The sequence below is a fragment of the Campylobacter lari genome, from assembly GCF_900638335.1.
GTDB classification, from domain to species: domain Bacteria; phylum Campylobacterota; class Campylobacteria; order Campylobacterales; family Campylobacteraceae; genus Campylobacter_D; species Campylobacter_D lari_E.
In genome coordinates this window covers 1,168,909-1,186,483 of record NZ_LR134508.1, presented here as the reverse complement: position 1 = coordinate 1,186,483, position 17,575 = coordinate 1,168,909, and the positions used below count along the sequence as shown (strand labels likewise).

The 17,575-nt window shown below is 30.1% G+C and carries 14 protein-coding genes, 1 tRNA gene and 2 pseudogenes; 11 read left to right on the top strand and 6 right to left on the bottom strand.

The genetic code is table 11. From position 1 onward, the window contains the following. The first annotated feature begins 1 nt into the window (after window position 1). From radA to EL235_RS06040, 6 genes are all read left to right on the top strand, one after another. Complete coding sequence (gene radA, locus EL235_RS06065) at window positions 2-1,342, top strand: DNA repair protein RadA (RefSeq protein WP_126341026.1); 1,341 nt, start codon at window positions 2-4, stop codon at window positions 1,340-1,342. Continuing rightward, window positions 1,333-2,841, top strand: coding sequence for a phytoene desaturase family protein (locus EL235_RS06060; RefSeq protein ID WP_126341025.1), 1,509 nt, complete (start codon window positions 1,333-1,335; stop codon window positions 2,839-2,841). Before radA ends, EL235_RS06060 begins: the two co-directional genes overlap by 10 nt. Window positions 2,842-2,903: 62 nt before the next feature. Then, entirely contained in the window at window positions 2,904-3,584 is a 681-nt protein-coding gene (locus EL235_RS06055; protein WP_114640552.1) for a F0F1 ATP synthase subunit A, read from the top strand. Window positions 3,585-3,708: 124 nt separating this feature from the next. Next, the gene (gatB, locus tag EL235_RS06050; RefSeq protein WP_126341024.1) at window positions 3,709-5,127 is read left to right on the top strand and encodes an Asp-tRNA(Asn)/Glu-tRNA(Gln) amidotransferase subunit GatB; all 1,419 of its coding nucleotides are present in this window, start codon (window positions 3,709-3,711) and stop codon (window positions 5,125-5,127) included. 2 nt (window positions 5,128-5,129) lie between these two features. After that, window positions 5,130-6,032 carry an NAD(P)H-dependent glycerol-3-phosphate dehydrogenase gene (locus EL235_RS06045; protein ID WP_039626823.1) on the top strand — a complete coding sequence of 301 codons (903 nt, stop codon included), beginning with the start codon at window positions 5,130-5,132 and terminating at the stop codon, window positions 6,030-6,032. Continuing rightward, window positions 6,029-7,189, top strand: coding sequence for a metal-dependent hydrolase (locus EL235_RS06040; RefSeq protein WP_126341023.1), 1,161 nt, complete (start codon window positions 6,029-6,031; stop codon window positions 7,187-7,189). The genes EL235_RS06045 and EL235_RS06040 overlap by 4 nt, the downstream gene beginning before the upstream one ends. 11 nt (window positions 7,190-7,200) lie before the next feature. On the opposite strand, the pseudogene cetZ (EL235_RS08120) reads toward EL235_RS06040, so the two are convergent. From cetZ (EL235_RS08120) to EL235_RS06020, 5 genes and pseudogenes are all read right to left on the bottom strand, one after another. Beyond that, window positions 7,201-7,626: pseudogene (gene cetZ, locus EL235_RS08120) on the bottom strand (energy taxis response protein CetZ); the annotation flags it as partial. Window positions 7,627-7,728: 102 nt separating this feature from the next. Beyond that, a pseudogene (gene cetZ / locus EL235_RS08115) lies at window positions 7,729-8,394 on the bottom strand (energy taxis response protein CetZ); the annotation flags it as partial. Window positions 8,395-8,573: 179 nt separating this feature from the next. Continuing rightward, window positions 8,574-9,008: a hypothetical protein gene (locus tag EL235_RS06030; RefSeq protein WP_114640548.1), complete on the bottom strand. Its 435-nt coding sequence runs from the start codon at window positions 9,006-9,008 to the stop codon at window positions 8,574-8,576. 17 nt (window positions 9,009-9,025) lie between these two features. Further along, window positions 9,026-9,111, bottom strand: a tRNA-Leu gene (locus tag EL235_RS06025). A 26-nt stretch (window positions 9,112-9,137) separates the two neighbouring features. Next, the gene (locus EL235_RS06020; protein ID WP_012661906.1) at window positions 9,138-9,461 is read right to left on the bottom strand and encodes a F0F1 ATP synthase subunit C; all 324 of its coding nucleotides are present in this window, start codon (window positions 9,459-9,461) and stop codon (window positions 9,138-9,140) included. Window positions 9,462-9,656: 195 nt separating this feature from the next. Here EL235_RS06020 and EL235_RS06015 point away from each other — a divergent pair, with 195 nt between their 5' ends. Genes EL235_RS06015 through pckA form a run of 5 tightly spaced genes read left to right on the top strand, consistent with a single transcriptional unit; the run spans window position 9,657 to window position 17,128 of the window. Beyond that, on the top strand, window positions 9,657-11,009 hold the full coding sequence (locus EL235_RS06015) for a sodium-dependent transporter (RefSeq protein WP_126341022.1): 1,353 nt from the start codon (window positions 9,657-9,659) through the stop codon (window positions 11,007-11,009). A 9-nt stretch (window positions 11,010-11,018) separates the two neighbouring features. After that, window positions 11,019-12,356 carry a sodium-dependent transporter gene (locus tag EL235_RS06010; RefSeq protein ID WP_126341021.1) on the top strand — a complete coding sequence of 446 codons (1,338 nt, stop codon included), beginning with the start codon at window positions 11,019-11,021 and terminating at the stop codon, window positions 12,354-12,356. Between the two features lie 9 nt (window positions 12,357-12,365). Further along, on the top strand, window positions 12,366-13,700 hold the full coding sequence (locus tag EL235_RS06005) for a sodium-dependent transporter (protein WP_126341020.1): 1,335 nt from the start codon (window positions 12,366-12,368) through the stop codon (window positions 13,698-13,700). A 58-nt stretch (window positions 13,701-13,758) separates the two neighbouring features. Beyond that, window positions 13,759-15,543: a biotin/lipoyl-containing protein gene (locus EL235_RS06000; protein WP_126341019.1), complete on the top strand. Its 1,785-nt coding sequence runs from the start codon at window positions 13,759-13,761 to the stop codon at window positions 15,541-15,543. Window positions 15,544-15,553: 10 nt separating this feature from the next. Then, entirely contained in the window at window positions 15,554-17,128 is a 1,575-nt protein-coding gene (gene pckA / locus EL235_RS05995; protein WP_126341018.1) for a phosphoenolpyruvate carboxykinase (ATP), read from the top strand. Between the two features lie 17 nt (window positions 17,129-17,145). Here pckA and EL235_RS05990 read toward each other — a convergent pair whose 3' ends face one another. Beyond that, a complete protein-coding gene (locus EL235_RS05990) occupies window positions 17,146-17,511 on the bottom strand; it encodes a histidine triad nucleotide-binding protein (RefSeq protein ID WP_114640543.1) in 366 nt (121 codons plus the stop codon). Window positions 17,512-17,575 lie beyond the last annotated feature (64 nt).

Genomic DNA, 17,575 nt, shown 5'->3' with positions numbered 1-17,575 from the left:
TATGGCTAAAAAACATATTTTATTTGAATGTCAAGCTTGTGGAAATCAGCAAAGTAAATGGCTAGGCAAATGTCCTGAATGTGGTTCTTGGGATAGTTTTGTTGAGTTAAAGCAAGAACAAATTAAGGTTTTAAAAGAGTTAAATTCACTCTCAAACACTCCAAGTTCTGCAGTGTGTATCAATGATGTTATAGCAGAAAATTTCGCACGCATTAGCACTGATGATGATGAGCTTGATTTAGTTTTAGGTGGCGGGCTTGTTGTGGGTTCTTTGGTGTTAATTGGGGGTTCACCTGGAGTTGGAAAATCCACACTTTTATTAAAAATTGCTTCAAATTTAGCTAAAAGTGGTAAAAAAGTACTTTATGTAAGTGGAGAGGAAAGTAAATCTCAAATCAAACTGCGTGCAGATCGCTTGAATGCAAATTGTGAGAATTTATTTTTACTTACTGAGCTTTGTTTGGAAGATATTTTAAGCGAGCTTTCTAAAAAAGATTATGAAATTTTAATTATTGATTCTATTCAAACTTTATATTCTAATAAAATTACTTCAGCAGCAGGTAGTATCACTCAAGTTAGAGAAATTACTTTTGAGTTAATGCGCTATTCTAAGGCTAATAATATTAGCACTTTCATCATAGGTCATATTACTAAAGATGGGGCTATAGCTGGACCTAGAATTTTAGAGCATATGGTAGATGTAGTGCTTTATTTTGAAGGTGATACCAATAAAGAAATAAGAATTTTAAGAGGTTTTAAAAATCGTTTTGGAAATATTTCTGAAGTTGGTATTTTTGAAATGACTTCTAAGGGTTTAATTAGCGCTAAAGATATAGCTAATAGATTTTTTACGCGTGGTAAGGCAGTAAGTGGTAGTGCTTTAAGTGTAGTGATGGAAGGAAGCAGAGCTTTAGTGCTAGAAATTCAAGCCTTAGTTTGTGAGAGTGTTTATCCAAAACGTAGTGCAACAGGCTATGAAAAAAATCGTTTAGATATGCTCATAGCTTTACTTGAGAGAAAGCTTGAAATTCCTTTGGGGCATTATGATGTTTTTGTTAATGTAAGTGGCGGGGTGAAAATCAGTGAAACTGCGGCAGATTTAGCTGTGGTTGCAGCGATTATTTCAAGTTTTAAAAACCGTCCTTTAAGCAAAGATAGTGTTTTTGTCGGTGAGCTTAGTTTGAATGGTGAGATCAAAGAAGTATTTTCGCTTGATGTGCGTTTAAAAGAAGCTAAAATGCAAAAATTCAAAAATGTCATAGTGCCGGTTAAACCTATGGAAGATCTCGGTTTAAAATGTTTTGTTGCCAAGGAGTTGCGTGAGGTTTTAGAGTGGATGTAGAATTTGATGTAATTATTATAGGTTCAGGTCTTGGAGGCTTAAGTGCAGGTGCTTTTTTAGCTAAAGATAAAAAAAGTGTTTTAGTCTTAGAACAGCATTCTTTAATAGGTGGTTGTGCTACTTGCTTTAAAAGAAAAGGCGCTTTGATTGATGCGGGGCTTCATGAGATGGATTGGGGTGAAGCAAAAACTGACATGAAGCATTTGGTTTTTGAAAAACTTGGCATAAAAAATAAAATTGAAATTTTACCTTTACCAAGTGCTTGGAGTATTAAAAGTAAAAATTATAATCTAACTTTGCCTCATGGTATAGAAAAAGTAAAAGAGATTTTGAAAAAAGAATTTCCAAAAGAAACTAAAGGTATAAATAAGTATTTTAAAGCTATAAGATTACAAGCTTATGCTATTCGAAGATTTCCTTGGGATTTAAAATTAAGTGAATTATTATTATTTCCATTTAGCACTTCTTGGATATTTATTAAAAATAGATTGTTTAATAAAAAAGTTTATGATGTTTTAAATGCTTATATTAAAAATGATAAGCTAAAAAAGATTTTAAATGCAAATATGAGTTATTATCATCATGATAGTAAAGAATTTATTTTTTCTTATCATGCTATGGCGCAAAAACATTATTATGATGGCGGAGTATATATTAAAGGTGGTTCGCAAGCTTTAAGTGATGCTTTGGCTGAGGTTATCAAAGAAAATCAAGGGCAGGTTTTAGCTAAGGCTGAAGTTATTAAAATACTCACAAAAGATCAAAAAGCTTATGGAGTAGAATATATCCAAAACAATAAAAAATACACCATCCATGCACAAAATATCATTGCAAATTGTGATCCTTTAATCGTATATAAAGACTTGCTTAAAGATTTAAATTTAACCCAAGAAATTAAAACAATAGAATCTAAAAAGCGTGCTTGTTCTTTGGTAAGTGCTTATTTTATTTATGATAAAGATATTTCTAAAATTTATGAAAATATGGATTATTGTAATTTTATATTTGAAGATGATTTTTTAAATAGTTCATATGAAAATACTAATATTTTGAAACTAGATATCAAAAAAAGACCTATGGCTTTTGTGAATTATTCTAAGATTGATAGTGGCCTAGCTAGCAATAAATATATAGGTGTTGTAGCTTTTAGTTCAAATTATAGTGAGTGGGATTTAAATAAGCAAGATTATAAAACTAAAAAAGAAGAAGTGTTAAAAGCTATAATACAAAGACTAGATGAGATTTTTCCAAATTTAAGTTCACACTTAATCCATCAAGAATTAGCCACTCCAAAAACTATACAAAGATATACTAAAGCTTATGAGGGTGCAATTTATGGATTTTCTCAAGATCAAGAAGGGATTAAATATAGATTACATTATAAAAGCAAAAGTATAGAAAATTTATATTTTGCTAATGCTTTTATATTTCCTGGTGGTGGTTTTACAGGTGCGATTTTGGGTGGATATTTTTGCGCTAATAAAATGAATTTTCATTAAAATATAAGCAATTTTTTTTTATAATATTAGCTTTGAAATATTTATTCTGCTAAGGATTTTTAATGAAAGATTTATTTTTATTTAGTTCTTTTATAGATTCTAGTCACACTTTTGCATACTTTTTTCATTTGGGTATAGTGGTTGTGATTTCTTTGATTTTAGCAAAACTTGCTACAAGATCCATGCAAATTGTCCCAAGAGGTAGTCAGAATTTAGCTGAAGCTTATATGGAAGGCATTTTAAGCATGGGTAGAGATACCATGGGTAGTGATGAGGCTGCTAGAAAATATTTACCTTTGGTTGCAACTATAGGTTTTATTGTGTTTTTTAGTAATATTATAGGAATTATCCCAGGTTTTGAAGCTCCAAGTGCTAGTTTAAATTTTAGTGCAACTTTGGCTATTATAGTATTTGTATATTATCATTTTGAAGGCATTAGAACTCAAGGATTTTTTAAGTATTTTGCACATTTCATGGGACCTGTGAAAATTCTAGCGCCTTTAATGTTTCCTATAGAAGTGGTTTCTCATTTTTCAAGAGTTATTTCTTTATCTTTCCGTTTATTTGGTAATATTAAAGGAGATGATTTATTCTTAGCAGTTATTTTAGCTCTTGTGCCTTGGGTTGCACCACTACCTGCTTATATGCTTTTAACTTTTATGGCATTTTTGCAATCTTTTATTTTTATGATTTTAACTTATGTTTATTTAGCAGGTGCGACTGTAGTTGATGAACATCATTAATTTATAAAAAGCAAAAAATATTTTTTTGCTTTTTTCTTTTTTAATATTCCTCTTTTATTCTTTTTTAAACTCTTTTTGAAATAAAAAACGCTAGAATAATCAAAAAATTCTAAGGAAAATTTTAATGTTTGAAGTTGTTATAGGACTTGAAGTTCATGCACAATTAAATACAAAAACAAAAATCTTTTGCTCATGTGCAACTTCTTTTGGAGAAAAATCAAATACTAATGTATGTCCAACATGTTTAGCTTTACCAGGCGCTTTGCCTGTATTAAATCAAGAAGCAGTGAGAAAAGCTATAGCATTTGGAAAAGCAGTTAATGCAACTATAAATAAAAAAAGTATTTTTAATAGAAAAAATTATTTTTATCCTGATTTGCCAAAAGCTTATCAAATTTCGCAATTTGATATTCCTATAGTAGAAAATGGTGAGTTATTTATCAATGTAAATGGAGAAAATAAACGTATAGGTATTACTAGAGCTCATTTAGAAGAAGATGCAGGGAAAAATATACATGAGAGTAATTTTTCAAAAGTAGATTTAAATAGAGCAGGTACACCTTTGCTTGAAATTGTTAGTGAACCTGAACTTAGAAGCTCTGATGAGGCAGTGGCTTATTTGAAAAAGTTACATTCTATTATAAGATTTTTAGATATTTCAGATGCAAATATGCAAGAAGGTAGTTTTAGGTGTGACGCTAATGTTAGTATTCGTCCAAAGGGTGATGATAAGCTTTATACTAGAGTGGAGATTAAAAACTTAAATTCATTCCGTTTTATCCAAAAGGCGATTGAGTATGAAGTAAAACGCCAAAGTGAAGCTTGGGAAGATGGAAAATACGACCAAGAAGTTGTACAGGAGACAAGATTATTTGATACGGTTAATTTAGTTACTAGAAGTATGAGAGGTAAAGAAGATTCTGCTGAATATAGATATTTCCCTGATCCTGATCTTTTACCTGTAATTTTAGATGATGAAATGCTAAGTCAAGATATACCAGAACTTCCTGATGAGAAAAAAGCTAGATTTGTTAGTGAATTAGGTATTAAAGAAAGTGATAGTGAAGTGATTGTTTCTTCATTAGAGCTTTGTAGATATTTTGAGTATCTAATAAATCAAAAATTAAACCCAAAACTTTGTGTTACTTGGCTTACGACTGAGTTAATGGGGCTTTTAAAAGGCGAATTGACCATAGAAAACTCACCTGTAAAACAAGAAAAATTAGCTATTTTAATCAAACGCATAGAAGAAGGTGTTATTAGTGCTAAAGCAGGTAAGGATATTTTAGCTTATGTGTTTGAAAATACAGAAGTTGAAATTGATGATACTATTGAAAAACTTGGTTTAAAACAAGTAAGCGATGATGGCGCTATTGAAAAGATTATTGATGAAATTTTAGCAAACAATGAAGATAAAGTGACTGAATATAAAAGTGGTAAAGACAAACTTTTTGGTTTCTTTGTTGGTCAAGCAATGAAAGCAGGTAAAGGTGCATTTAATCCTGCTAAGGTAAATGAAATTTTAAAAGCAAAACTTGGTTAAATATGAAAATAGCAGTTGTTGGTGCAGGAAAATGGGGAAGTGCTTTATATGATGCATTGAGTGTTAAAAATGAATGCGTGATAACTTCTTTTCATGAAAAAGATCTTTCTTATTTTGTTAGCACCAAAGAAGCTTTAGAATATGAATATTTAGTTTTTGCTTTATATGCTCAAGGAATACATGAGTGGCTTGCAAATAATTTTAAAGATTTAAATCAAAAAATTCTTGTAGCTTCTAAGGGCATTGATTGTAAAAGTTTAAAATTTATGGATGAGGTTTTTAGCGAGTTTATAAGTAGTGATAGACTTTGTTTTTTAAGTGGTCCTTCTTTTGCAAGTGAAGTGCTAGAAAAAAAACCTTGTGCTTTGGTTGTTAGCGGTAAAAATCAAGCACTTTGCAATCAATTTGCAAGTTTTTTTCCAAATTATATTAAAACTTATACAAGTTCTGATGTTAAAGGTGTTGAGATTTGTGGTGCATATAAGAATGTTTTAGCAATTGCAAGTGGAGTTTGCGATGGTTTAAATTTAGGTAATAATGCAAGAGCTTCTTTGGTTTCAAGAGGCTTAGTTGAAATGCACCGTTTTGGGCAATTTTTTAACGCTAAAGAAGAAACTTTTTTAGGACTTAGTGGGGCCGGAGATTTATTTTTAACAGCTTCAAGCAATCTATCAAGAAATTATAGAGTAGGTTTAAGTTTGGCTAGTGGTAAAAATATAAAAGATATTTTAATGGAACTTGGCGAGGTAGCTGAAGGAGTGCAAACTGCTTATGCTATACATTCTTTATCAAAACAATTTCAAATTTATACCCCGATTGTTAACGAAGTAGTCTTAATGCTAGAGGGTAAGAATGCTTGGGAATCTTTGAAAGATTTGATGTCATCAAAGGAGGAAATATCATGATTATCAAAAATGCAAAAATTTATGGTGAGCAAAAGCTTGATCTTAAAATAGAAGATGGAAAAATCACTCAAATTGCTAATGATTTAAATGATGATGAGCATATTGTTGATATAGAAGGTAAGACTTTACTTCCTTCGTTTATTGATTTAAATGTTAGTTTACTTGATAATGAATTTAGTATAGATAAATTATATAATCTTGAAAAAGCATGTTTAAAAGGTGGAGTGGGGACTATTGTTTTAAAAGATAGTTTAGAAGCTAACACTCAAGGCTATGCGCTTTATTATGATAAATTAAAATCTTTAGATATTAATGTTTTACCTACTATTAATGTATTAGATAAAATAGGAAAATTAAAAAATATTGCTACCTTAATTGATATGGGTGCAAAAGGTTTAGAGCTTACGAGTACTTTAGGTGCAAATTATTTAAGACAGTGTATGCAATATGCTAGTATGAAGTCAAGCCCTATATTCTTAAAATGCTTTGATGAGAGTTTTGATGACCATGGGGTTATGAATGATAGTAAGATGAGCTTTGAATTAGGACTTATAGGAATTAGTGATATAGCTGAAACTAGTGAAGTAGCAAAAATGAAAGAGTTAGTAGAATTTTATGGAAATAATGCTTGTTTTGGTGCTTTAGGTGTTATAAAATCTTTTGAACTTTTAGAGAATTATCAAAGTGAAATTTCAATCCACCATTTAATTAAAGATGAAAATTCTTGTGAAAATTTTAATACTTATGCAAAAATTCTACCTCCTTTAAGATCCAAAAATGAACTTTCATATCTTATAAAAATGCTTCAAAAAGGAAAGATTACTTTTTTAACATCATTACATACACCTAGCAAAAAAGATCTAGCTTTTGATGAAGCAGATTTTGGAGTTAATGCCATAGCTATGTATATGAGTTTATGCTTTACGTATTTAATAAAAGAAAATGTTTTAACTTGGAAAGAATTATGTGATTTTACAAGTTATAATCAAGCGCAATTTTTAGGATTAAATAAAGGAAAAATAGAATCTGGTTTTGATGCTGATTTGGTTGTGTTTGATGAAAATTATTCTTTTAATGGAGAAGGTTTATATATAAATGATATCTTGCAAGGCAAGGTAGAAAAAAGCTTTATAGCAGGAAAAGTTTTTAGCATTTAAGCTAAAAACTTTTATTTATTTTGCATAGCTTGTGCTACTTGAGCAGAGCTATTTCTAATTTTTTCCATACACTCTCTAGCTTCTTTGGCTAAATCTACACTTTGATTTACGCCACTTAAGCCATCTTTGATACTTTGTACTACTTCAGCTGTTACATTTCTAATAGAATTGATCGTAGTTGTGATTTCATTCACTGAATGTCCAGTTCTTTCAGCTAGATTTCTAACTTCATCAGCAACCACAGCAAATCCCCTACCATGTTCACCTGCACGAGCTGCTTCTATAGCTGCATTTAGCGCTAAAAGATTTGTTTGATCTGCTATATCGCTAATGGTTTGAATAATGTTTTTTATTTCCTCTGATTGCTCATTTAATGATGATACAAGATTGCTGCTATTGTTCATCATATCAGCAATGCCTTGAATATTTTGAACTGTATTTTCTATAACACTATCACCTTCTTGAGTTAAATTATCATTTTGTTCTGCTAATTCACTGATGAGTTTTAATTTCTCTTCATCTCTAACTATTTGGTCTGTGATATCTGTTGCAAATTTAATAACCTTATAAATTTCGCCATCATCATTTTTGATAGGATTGTAACTTGCCTCAAGGTGAATTAATTTATTGTTTTTACCAAATCGTATGAATTTTCCTGATTGAAATTTACCACTTCTTAGCTCTTCCCAGAAAATTGTATATTCTTTTGAATTTCTAAATTTTTCTTCACAGAACATACTATGATGTTTTCCTTTAATTTCACTAAGCGAATAACCCATGGTTTGAGTAAAGTTTTCATTTGCATTTAGAATTTCTCCATAAGGGTTAAATTCAATAATAGCCATAGAACGATTAGCGGCATCTATGGTATTTTTTAAATCAAGCATTTCATAGTGTCTTTGAGTGATATCGTTAGCAAATTTAATAACTTTATATACTTCATTATTTTGATTAATAATTGGTAGATAATTAGCTTCAAGATAAATATCTTTTCCACCTTTTGCAATACGTCTAAAAAGACCATTTCTTGATTTACCACTTTTTAAATCTTTCCAAAAATCAACATAACGCTGTGATTTTACAACTTCGGGCAAGCAAAACATACTATGATGCTTTCCTTTGATTTCATCTAGAGAGTAATTCATGGTTTTTAGAAAATTTTCATTAGCACTAATAATAGTCCCATCCGTTTGAAATTCTATCATAGCCATAGTTTTGCTGATAGCATTTAGTATATCCTGAAAAGCTTGATTAGATTGCTCTAATTGAGTAATTTGTTCATTGAATTTTTTCTTACTTGTAAACACAATAACTCCTTAGTTATTTTTATAGTACTTAATTTATAATTATATAACTTTTTTTTAAAATAAATAATTTAATTATATTAGTTTTTTGTTAAATTAGAGAATTTCTTATGTAAAGAATTTCTTATTTTATCGTTTATTTTTTCACTATCATTTAGATATTTTTTATTAAGATTTTCAAGTTCTTTTAAAAAATCAAAAAGAGTTTCTTCCCATAATGCGTTACTTTTTTTACTCAGATTCATAGTTTGAATATGATTAATTTTTCTACTCATGTCGCTTAAATTTTCCAAAAAAATATCTTTGTAATTTTCATTTTGCAGTGTAAAAGTGTTTTGCAAAAGATTATTTTTTATATTTCTTATTTCTTCATTAATGAGATCACAAAATTCCGGGTAAATATTATTTTTTATAGGTTCAAGTAAAGCTTGCTCATCTAATTTTAATGTATATTTTTTAATAGCAAAAAAAAGAATCAAAAAAGCTATTGCACTAATTAAGAGATAAAAAACCATTTTTTAAATTCCTTAAATGGTGCGGTTAGCGAGATTTGAACTCGCACACGCTGAGCGCACCACCCCCTCAAGATGGCGTGTCTACCAATTCCACCATAACCGCATAAAGCCCTAAAAGGGCTTTTATAATCAAGCTGCTACTAATGCTTGGAATGGATTAGCATAAAGAGCAATAAGAGCAATAACAAGTGCATAAATAACTTGAGCTTCAATCATCGCCAAAGCAATAAACATAGTAGTCATTAATTTACCACCAAGACCAGGGTTTCTAGCAGTACCTGCTATAGTTGCTGCTGCAGTGTTACCCATACCGATAGCTCCACCCAAAGCTGCAACACCAAGTCCTAAGCCTGCTGCTAAGATAGAAAAAGAAGCTAACCATTGGTTCATAGAACCTTCAGCTGCAAATGCAAAACCACTTAAAGCTAGCATCAAAAATACGATTTTTTTCATAGTTATTCCTTGTAAAAATTTAAATCCTTTCGGATTGCGTATCCCTACTCGCGATTTATAAAAGCCAAATTATATATCAATATAGCTTTAAAATTATTGAAATTTAAATTAATACATCTATTTTAAAACAAATTAAAGTTTTTTTTAGCTACATTAAAAATTTTTTATAGTTTTATAAATTTTAAGGTTATTTTTATGAATGAAAAATTTTCTAAAATAGGTTTTGTATTAGCAGTGGCAGGTTCAGCTGTTGGGCTTGGAAATGCTTGGAAATTCCCAACTTTGGTAGGACAAAATGGAGGCTCAGCATTTGTGCTTTTGTATTTATTTTTGACTTTAGGTGTAGGTTTTGTAATATTTTTAGCAGAACTTAGTATAGGAAAACTTAGTGAAAAAGACCCAGTGAATGCTTATTATACCTTAGCACCAAAGTATAAAAGAGCTTGGTCTATAGTTGGTTTTTCTTTAATAGGCGCTATTTTGATTGTTTCTTTTTATAGTGTGATTATAGGATGGATTGTTAAATATGCCTATTTTGGATTTTTTCCTTTACCAAAAAGCATAGAAGAAAGTGGTGCTATTTTTGGAAATTTACTTTCTAATGATGTTTTATCTCAATTTATATGTTTTACTTTTGTATTTATAGTGATTTTTTATGTAGTATCAAAAGGTGTTAAAAGTGGTATAGAAAAACTCAATGTTTGGATGATGCCAAGTTTATTTATACTACTTATTTTAATGCTTGGATATTCTTTTAGCATGGATGGTTTTTCTAAAGCGAGTGAGTTTTTATTTTCTCCGGACTTTTCTAAGCTTAGCGTAGGGGCTTTTTTGAGTGCATTAGGACTTGCTTGTTTTTCTTTGTCTATTGGAGTGGGTTCGATTATAACTTATTCTGCAAGTTTATCGGATAAAACAAATTTCATTACAAGTACTATTAATATCATAATTATCAACATAATCATTGGTATCATGATGGGACTTATTGTATTTACTTTTATATTTGAATTTAATGGAGATCCGGCTCAACAAGGCCCAGGTTTGATTTTTGTATCTTTAATGAGTTTGTTTTCAAATATTGATCCAATCGGTTTTTTACCTTTAGGAAATATTTTAGCTGTAGCTTTTTTCATTGCATTGTTTTTTGCAGGGATTACTTCAGCAGTTTCCATGATAGAACCTTTAACTTTTTACTTAATCAATTCTTATAATTTTACAAGAAAAAAAGCTTTGATTTTTATAGCTTTCATTGTATATTTTTTAGGAAGTTTATGTATTTTATCAGGGATTGAGTGGAGTAAAGATTCTTTAGAGTTTTTTGGAAAAAGCTTTTTTGATATATTAGATTTTGTAGCTTCAAATTTAATGATGCCTTTGGGTGGATTATTCGGTGCAATCTTTGTAGGTTTTGTGCTTAAAAAAGAAGCTTTACAAACTTTATTTTATCCTTATATGAGGGGTAAATACTTTGAGTGTTGGTATTTTTTTGTAAGATATATTTCGCCTTTAGCGGTGATTTTAATCATGGTAAAACAATTATTTTTTTAAGGTTAAAAGATGAATGAAAAATTTTCTAAAATAGGTTTTGTATTAGCAGTAGCAGGTTCAGCTGTTGGGCTTGGAAATGCTTGGAAATTTCCAACTTTAGTAGGTAATAATGGCGGATCAGCTTTTGTAGTGGTGTATTTGCTTTTAACCTTAGGTGTGGCTTTTGTGATATTTTTAGCCGAACTTAGCATAGGAAAACTTAGTGAAAAAGATCCTGTAAATGCTTATCATACTTTAGCACCAAAGAACAAAAAAGCTTGGTCATTTGCGGGATTTTTTATGCTTGGTGCTATTATTTTAGTGTCTTTTTATAGTGTTGTTATAGGTTGGATAGCAAAATATGCTTATTTTGGGTTTTTTGAACTACCTAAAGATACAAATGAAGCAGGCGCTATTTTTGGAAATTTACTTTCTAATGATGTTTTATCTCAATTTATATGTTTTACTTTTGTATTTATAGTGATTTTTTATGTAGTATCAAAAGGTGTTAAAAGTGGTATAGAAAAACTCAATGTTTGGATGATGCCAAGTTTATTTATACTACTTATTTTAATGCTTGGATATTCTTTTAGCATGGATGGTTTTTCTAAAGCGAGTGAGTTTTTGTTTGTGCCTGATTTTTCAAAATTAAGTGTTAATTCTATATTAGATGCGCTAGGGCTTGCATTTTTTAGTATGTCTTTGGGTGTTTGTGTGATTTTAACTTATGCAGCAAGCTTGCCCGATAAAACAAATTTTATAAGTAGCGCTTTAAATATTATTATTATTAATACTATCATTGGCTTAATGATGGGGCTTATTGTATTTACTTTTATATTTGAATTTGGAGCTGATCCTACCCAACAAGGTCCAGGGCTTATATTTATATCACTAACTACACTTTTTGCAAAATTAGGATTTTTCGGAAATGTTTTAGCTATAGCTTTTTTTATAGCTTTATTTTTTGCAGGAATTACTTCGGCTATTTCCATGATAGAACCTTTTACTTTTTATCTTATAAATCGTTATCAAATTTCAAGAAAAAAAGCTTTGATTTTTGTAGGTGTGATTGTTTATTTTATTGGAAGTTTATCTATACTTTCTTTTTATCATGTAAGTGCGCCAAGTTTAAATTTCTTTGGAAAAAGTTTTTTTGATATTTTAGACTTTTTCATACAAAATTTATTAATGCCAATTTCTGCTTTAATTACAGCATTTTTTGTGGGTTTTGTGCTTAAAAAAGAAGCTTTACAAATTTTATTTCAACCATTTATGCGCGGGATATATTTTGAGATTTGGTATATCTTTTTAAGATATATTTCTCCACTAGCAGTGATTTTAATCATGGCTAGACAGCTTTTTTTCTAAGGCATTAATATGAATGATAAATTTTCTAAAATAGGTTTTGTATTAGCTGTTGCAGGCGGAGCTATAGGACTTGGAAATGCTTGGAAATTTCCAACTTTAGTAGGCCAAAATGGAGGCTTTGCCTTTGTGCTTTTATATTTGCTTTTGACTATTAGTGTGGGATTTTGTGTATTTTTGGCTGAAATTGCTATGGGAAGATTAAGTCAAAGTGATCCTGTTAATGCTTATAAAAGCTTGGCAACTAAATATGCTCAAAAATGGAAATTTGCTGGATTTTTTATGCTCGGTGGAATTTTTGTATTATCTTTTTATCTTGTTATTATGGGCTGGGTTTTAAAATACATGATAACTTCTATTTATTATCTACCTAGCAATACCCAAGAAGCTGGAGCTTTATTTGGAAATTTAATACAAAATAGTATTTTAGAAAGTAGTTTATATTTTTTAATTGCTTTTTTTCTTACTTTATTTGTTGTTTCAAGGGGGGTTAAAAGTGGCATAGAAAAACTTAATGTTTGGATTATGCCAAGTTTATTTATTATGCTTGTTTTAATGCTAGTATATTGTTTTTTTCAAGATGGTTTTAAGGAAGCTTTTGTTTATTTGTTTTATCCTGATTTTACCAAGCTTAGTTTGAATTCGGTTTTAACGGCCTTGGGTCTTGCTTTTTTTACTTTATGTTTGGGTATAGGTTGCATTACCACTTATGCAGCTTCATTAAAAGATGACACAAATTTAATTACAAGTTCAATTATAATTGTGCTTTTAAATATCAGTATAGGCTTAATGATGGGACTTATTGTTTTTACTTTTATATTTAAATTTAATGCTAATCCCGCAGAAGGTGCTGGACTTGTATTTATATCTTTAACAACTTTATTTTCTAACTTAGGTGCTATCTTTGGGCATTTTTTAGCCTTTTATTTTTTCTTGGCTTTATTTTTTGCAGGAATTACTTCAGCAGTTTCTATGATAGAACCTTTTACTTTTTATCTTGTGAATGAATATAAAATTTCAAGAAAAAAGGCTTTGGTTTTTATAGGTTTTGTGGTTTTTCTTTTAGGAATGAGTTGTATTTTATCTTTTAGTGCTAGTTATGGGGCTAGTTTTAGCTTTTTTGGTCTAAGTTTTTTTGATATTTTGGATAAATTAACTTCTAATTTTATGCTCCCGCTTGGAGCTATTGCTAGTGCTATTTTTGTAGGATTTTTTGCAGATAAAATAAAAATCTATAATTTGTTTTCTAAATTTATGAGTAAAAGTATTTTTGAAATATGGTATTTTTTACTCAGATTTGTTGCACCTATTGCAATTATTATCATTATGTTAAATCAAATTTTATAAATTTATTTTTTAAGAAAGTAGAGTTATAATTGCAAAGATGTAAAAATAAGGAAAAATTATGGCTAAAAAGTTAATTGATGTAATGGACACCACATTTAGAGATGGTTTTCAATCTGTTTATGGTGCTAGAGTTTTAATGAATGACTTTTTACCTGCTTTAGAAGCAGCTAAAGAAGCAGACATTAAACACTTTGAATTTGGCGGTGGAGCTAGGTTTCAAAGCCTATTTTTTTATTTAAACGAAAATGCCTTTGAAATGATGGATAAATTTAGAGCCATTGTTGGAAAAGAAGCAAATTTACAAACTCTTGCAAGAGGGGTTAATACCGTAGCACTTGATACAGGTAGTAAAGAAATTATCGATTTACATGCAAAAATGTTTGCAAAACATAGCACAACCACCATAAGAAATTTTGATGCATTAAATGATGTAAATAATTTAAAATTTAGTGGAGAATGTATAGTTAAGCATGGTTTAAAACATGAAATTACCATTACTTTAATGGATTTACCTCCAAAATGTAAAGGTGCTCATGATGTACCATTTTATGAAAGAATTTTAAAAGAAATTCTACAAGCTCAAATTCCTTTTGATAGTATTTGTTTTAAAGATGCAAGTGGAACTTCAAATCCAAATAAAATTTATGAAATTATTAAAATGGCTAGAAAAAACTTGCCTGAAAATATGCATATAAGATTACATACGCATGAAACTGCAGGGGTGAGTATAGCATGCTATTTAGCAGCTTTAGAAGCAGGTGTTGATGGTATAGATTTAGCTGCAGCTCCTGTTAGTGGTGGTACTTCCCAACCTGACATTTTAACCATGCTTCATGCTTTAAAAGGAAGTAATTTTGATCTTGGTTTGGATGAAGAAAAAATTTTAAAATATGAAGAAGTGCTAAGAGATTGTTTAAAAGATTATTTCTTGCCGCCTGAAGCAACAGCGGTAAATCCTTTAATACCTTTTTCGCCTATGCCAGGTGGAGCACTAACTGCTAATACACAAATGATGAGAGATAACAATATTTTAGATAAATTTCCTCAAGTTATAAAAGCTATGCAAGAAGTGGTAGAAAAAGGTGGCTACGGTACCTCGGTTACTCCTGTATCGCAGTTTTATTTTCAACAAGCTTTTAATAATGTAATGTTTGGACCTTGGAAAAAAATTGCAGATGGATATGGAAAAATGGTTTTAGGATATTTTGGAAAAACTCCTGTTGCTCCAGATCTTGAGGTAATTAAGCTTGCAAGCGAGCAATTAAAATTAGAACCAACTACAAAATTAGCAACAGACATTGCTGATGCAGATGAGAGTAAAAGTATAGCTTATATTAAAAAATTATTGGAAAAAGAAAATTTAGAAACAAGTGAAGAAAATATTTTTATTGTTGCAGCTTGTAAAGAAAAAGGCATAGCTTTCTTAAAAGGCGAAGCTAAGGTTAATGTTAGAAAAAATAGCAAATTAAAACCAAGTCTTGTTAATGAAAATCAATTTACTGTTTCAGTTAATGGTAATAAATACCATGTGGAAGTAAGTGCAGGTTTTGATAGAGATGTTAATGTTAAAAGTGCTGTCAAGGTAAATTCAGACAAAACAGAAGTGAAAAAGGCACAAGTAGATGATAGTGCTAATGCCATCGTTGCGAGTATGAATGCAAATGTATTTAAAATTTTAGTCAAAGAAAATGATAGTGTAAAAGCAGGGCAAGTTGTAGCTGTACTTGAAGCTATGAAAATGGAGATTGAAGTTAGTGCAAGTAAAGATGGAAAGATTGCAGAACTTTTAGTAAATGCTGGTGAGAGTGTAAGTGAAGGCCAGGCTTTAATGACTTATAAATAAGGAGGCAAAAATGATAGGTTTAGAAAATTTAGGTTTAGAAAATATCGGACAAGTTTTTCATAATCTTAGTTATGATGAGCTTTTAAAACACGAAAAAAACAATAATGAAGGTGTATGTACTAAAAATGGTACCTTTAGTGTGGATACGGGAATTTTTACCGGAAGAAGCCCTAAGGATAAATATTTTGTAAAACAAGATCCTTCGCAAAAATATATTGCTTGGGGTAAGATTAATCAGCCTATTAGCGAGGAATTATTTGAAAAACTTTTAGCAAAAGCTAAAAAGCAACTTAGTAATAGTGATATTTATATCCAAGATGCATATTGCGGTGCTTCGTTGAAAAGTCGTAAAGCTGTGCGTTTTGTAACACAAATTGCTTGGCAAGCGCATTTTGTAAAAAATATGTTTATTCGTCCAAAAGAAGAAGAGCTTAGTGAATTTAAACCTGATTTTGTGGTGTATAATGCTTGTAAATGTGTAAATGAAGACTATGAAAAAGATGGTTTAAATTCAGAGGTTTTTGTCATTTTTAACATAGAAAAAAATATAGCAGTAATTGGTGGAACTTGGTATGGTGGAGAGATGAAAAAAGGAATTTTTTCTATGATGAATTATTGGCTTCCACTAGAAAATAAACTTTCTATGCATTGTAGTGCTAATGTTGGAGAAAATGGCGATGTGGCACTTTTTTTTGGGCTTAGCGGTACAGGCAAAACCACTCTTTCAACCGATCCAAAAAGAAAATTAATAGGCGATGATGAGCATGGTTGGGATGATGAGGGTGTGTTTAATTTTGAAGGAGGTTGTTATGCAAAATGTATCAATCTTGACCCTCAAAGTGAGCCAGAAATTTATGGAGCTATAAAGCAAAATGCACTTTTAGAAAATGTAGTTTTAAAAGATGATTTAAGTGTTGATTTTAATGATGGTTCTAAAACTGAAAATACTAGAGTTTCTTACCCGATAGAACATATTTTAAATCACGAATCAAGCCTTAGTGCAGGTCATCCTAGTAATATCATTTTCCTTTCAGCGGATGCTTTTGGTGTTTTACCTCCAGTTAGTAAACTTAGTAAAGAACAAGCAATGTATTATTTTCTAAGTGGTTATACTGCTAAAGTAGCAGGAACCGAAAGAGGTATTACTGAGCCTGTTGCGACTTTTTCAGCTTGTTTTGGGGAAGTATTTTTACCATTACACCCAACTGTTTATGCAAAACTTTTGGGTGAAAAAATCAGCAAGCATAATGTTAATGTTTATCTAGTCAATACCGGTTGGAGCGGTGGAGCTTATGGTGTAGGCAAGAGAATGAGTATTAAAGCTACTAGAGCTTGCATTAATGCAATTTTAGATGGTAGCATACAAAATTGTGAGTTTGAAAACTATGATTTATTTAATCTTGCAGTTCCAAAAGAATTAGCAGGTGTAGAAAGTAAGCTATTAAATCCTATTAATACTTGGGAGAATAAAAAAGCTTACGAAGAAACCAAATTAAAGCTTGCTAAAATGTTCATAGAAAATTTCAAACGCTATGAAGATGTGAAAGAAGGAGCAGAATTTAAATTAGCTGGTCCTGCTATCTAAAAAGAGTTAAGCTCTTTTTAGAATAGTGATTCAGGGTTAATTTGGGTTTCTTTATTTTTTGGAAGCTCAAATCCACCTAACATATGAAAATGTAAATGAAAAACTTCTTGTCCACTATTTTTTCCACAATTTGTGATTAATCTATACCCACTTTTATCAAGTCCTAAAAGAGTGGCTAATTCTTGGATAAATTGTGTCATTTCGCTCATTAACTCAGGTCTTAATTCTTGAAAGTTTTTAAAATGTTCTTTTGGAATGATTAAAATATGTATAGGTGCTTTAGGGTTGATATCATGAAAGGCTAAAAATTTTTCACTTTCTAAAACTTTATTAGCAGGAATTTTTCCTTCTACTATTAGTTCAAATACAGTTTTTTCTCTCATTTGGTAGTCCTTTTTTTATTATTTTTGCTAATTTTAAATAATTTTACATTAGAATGTTTAAAAA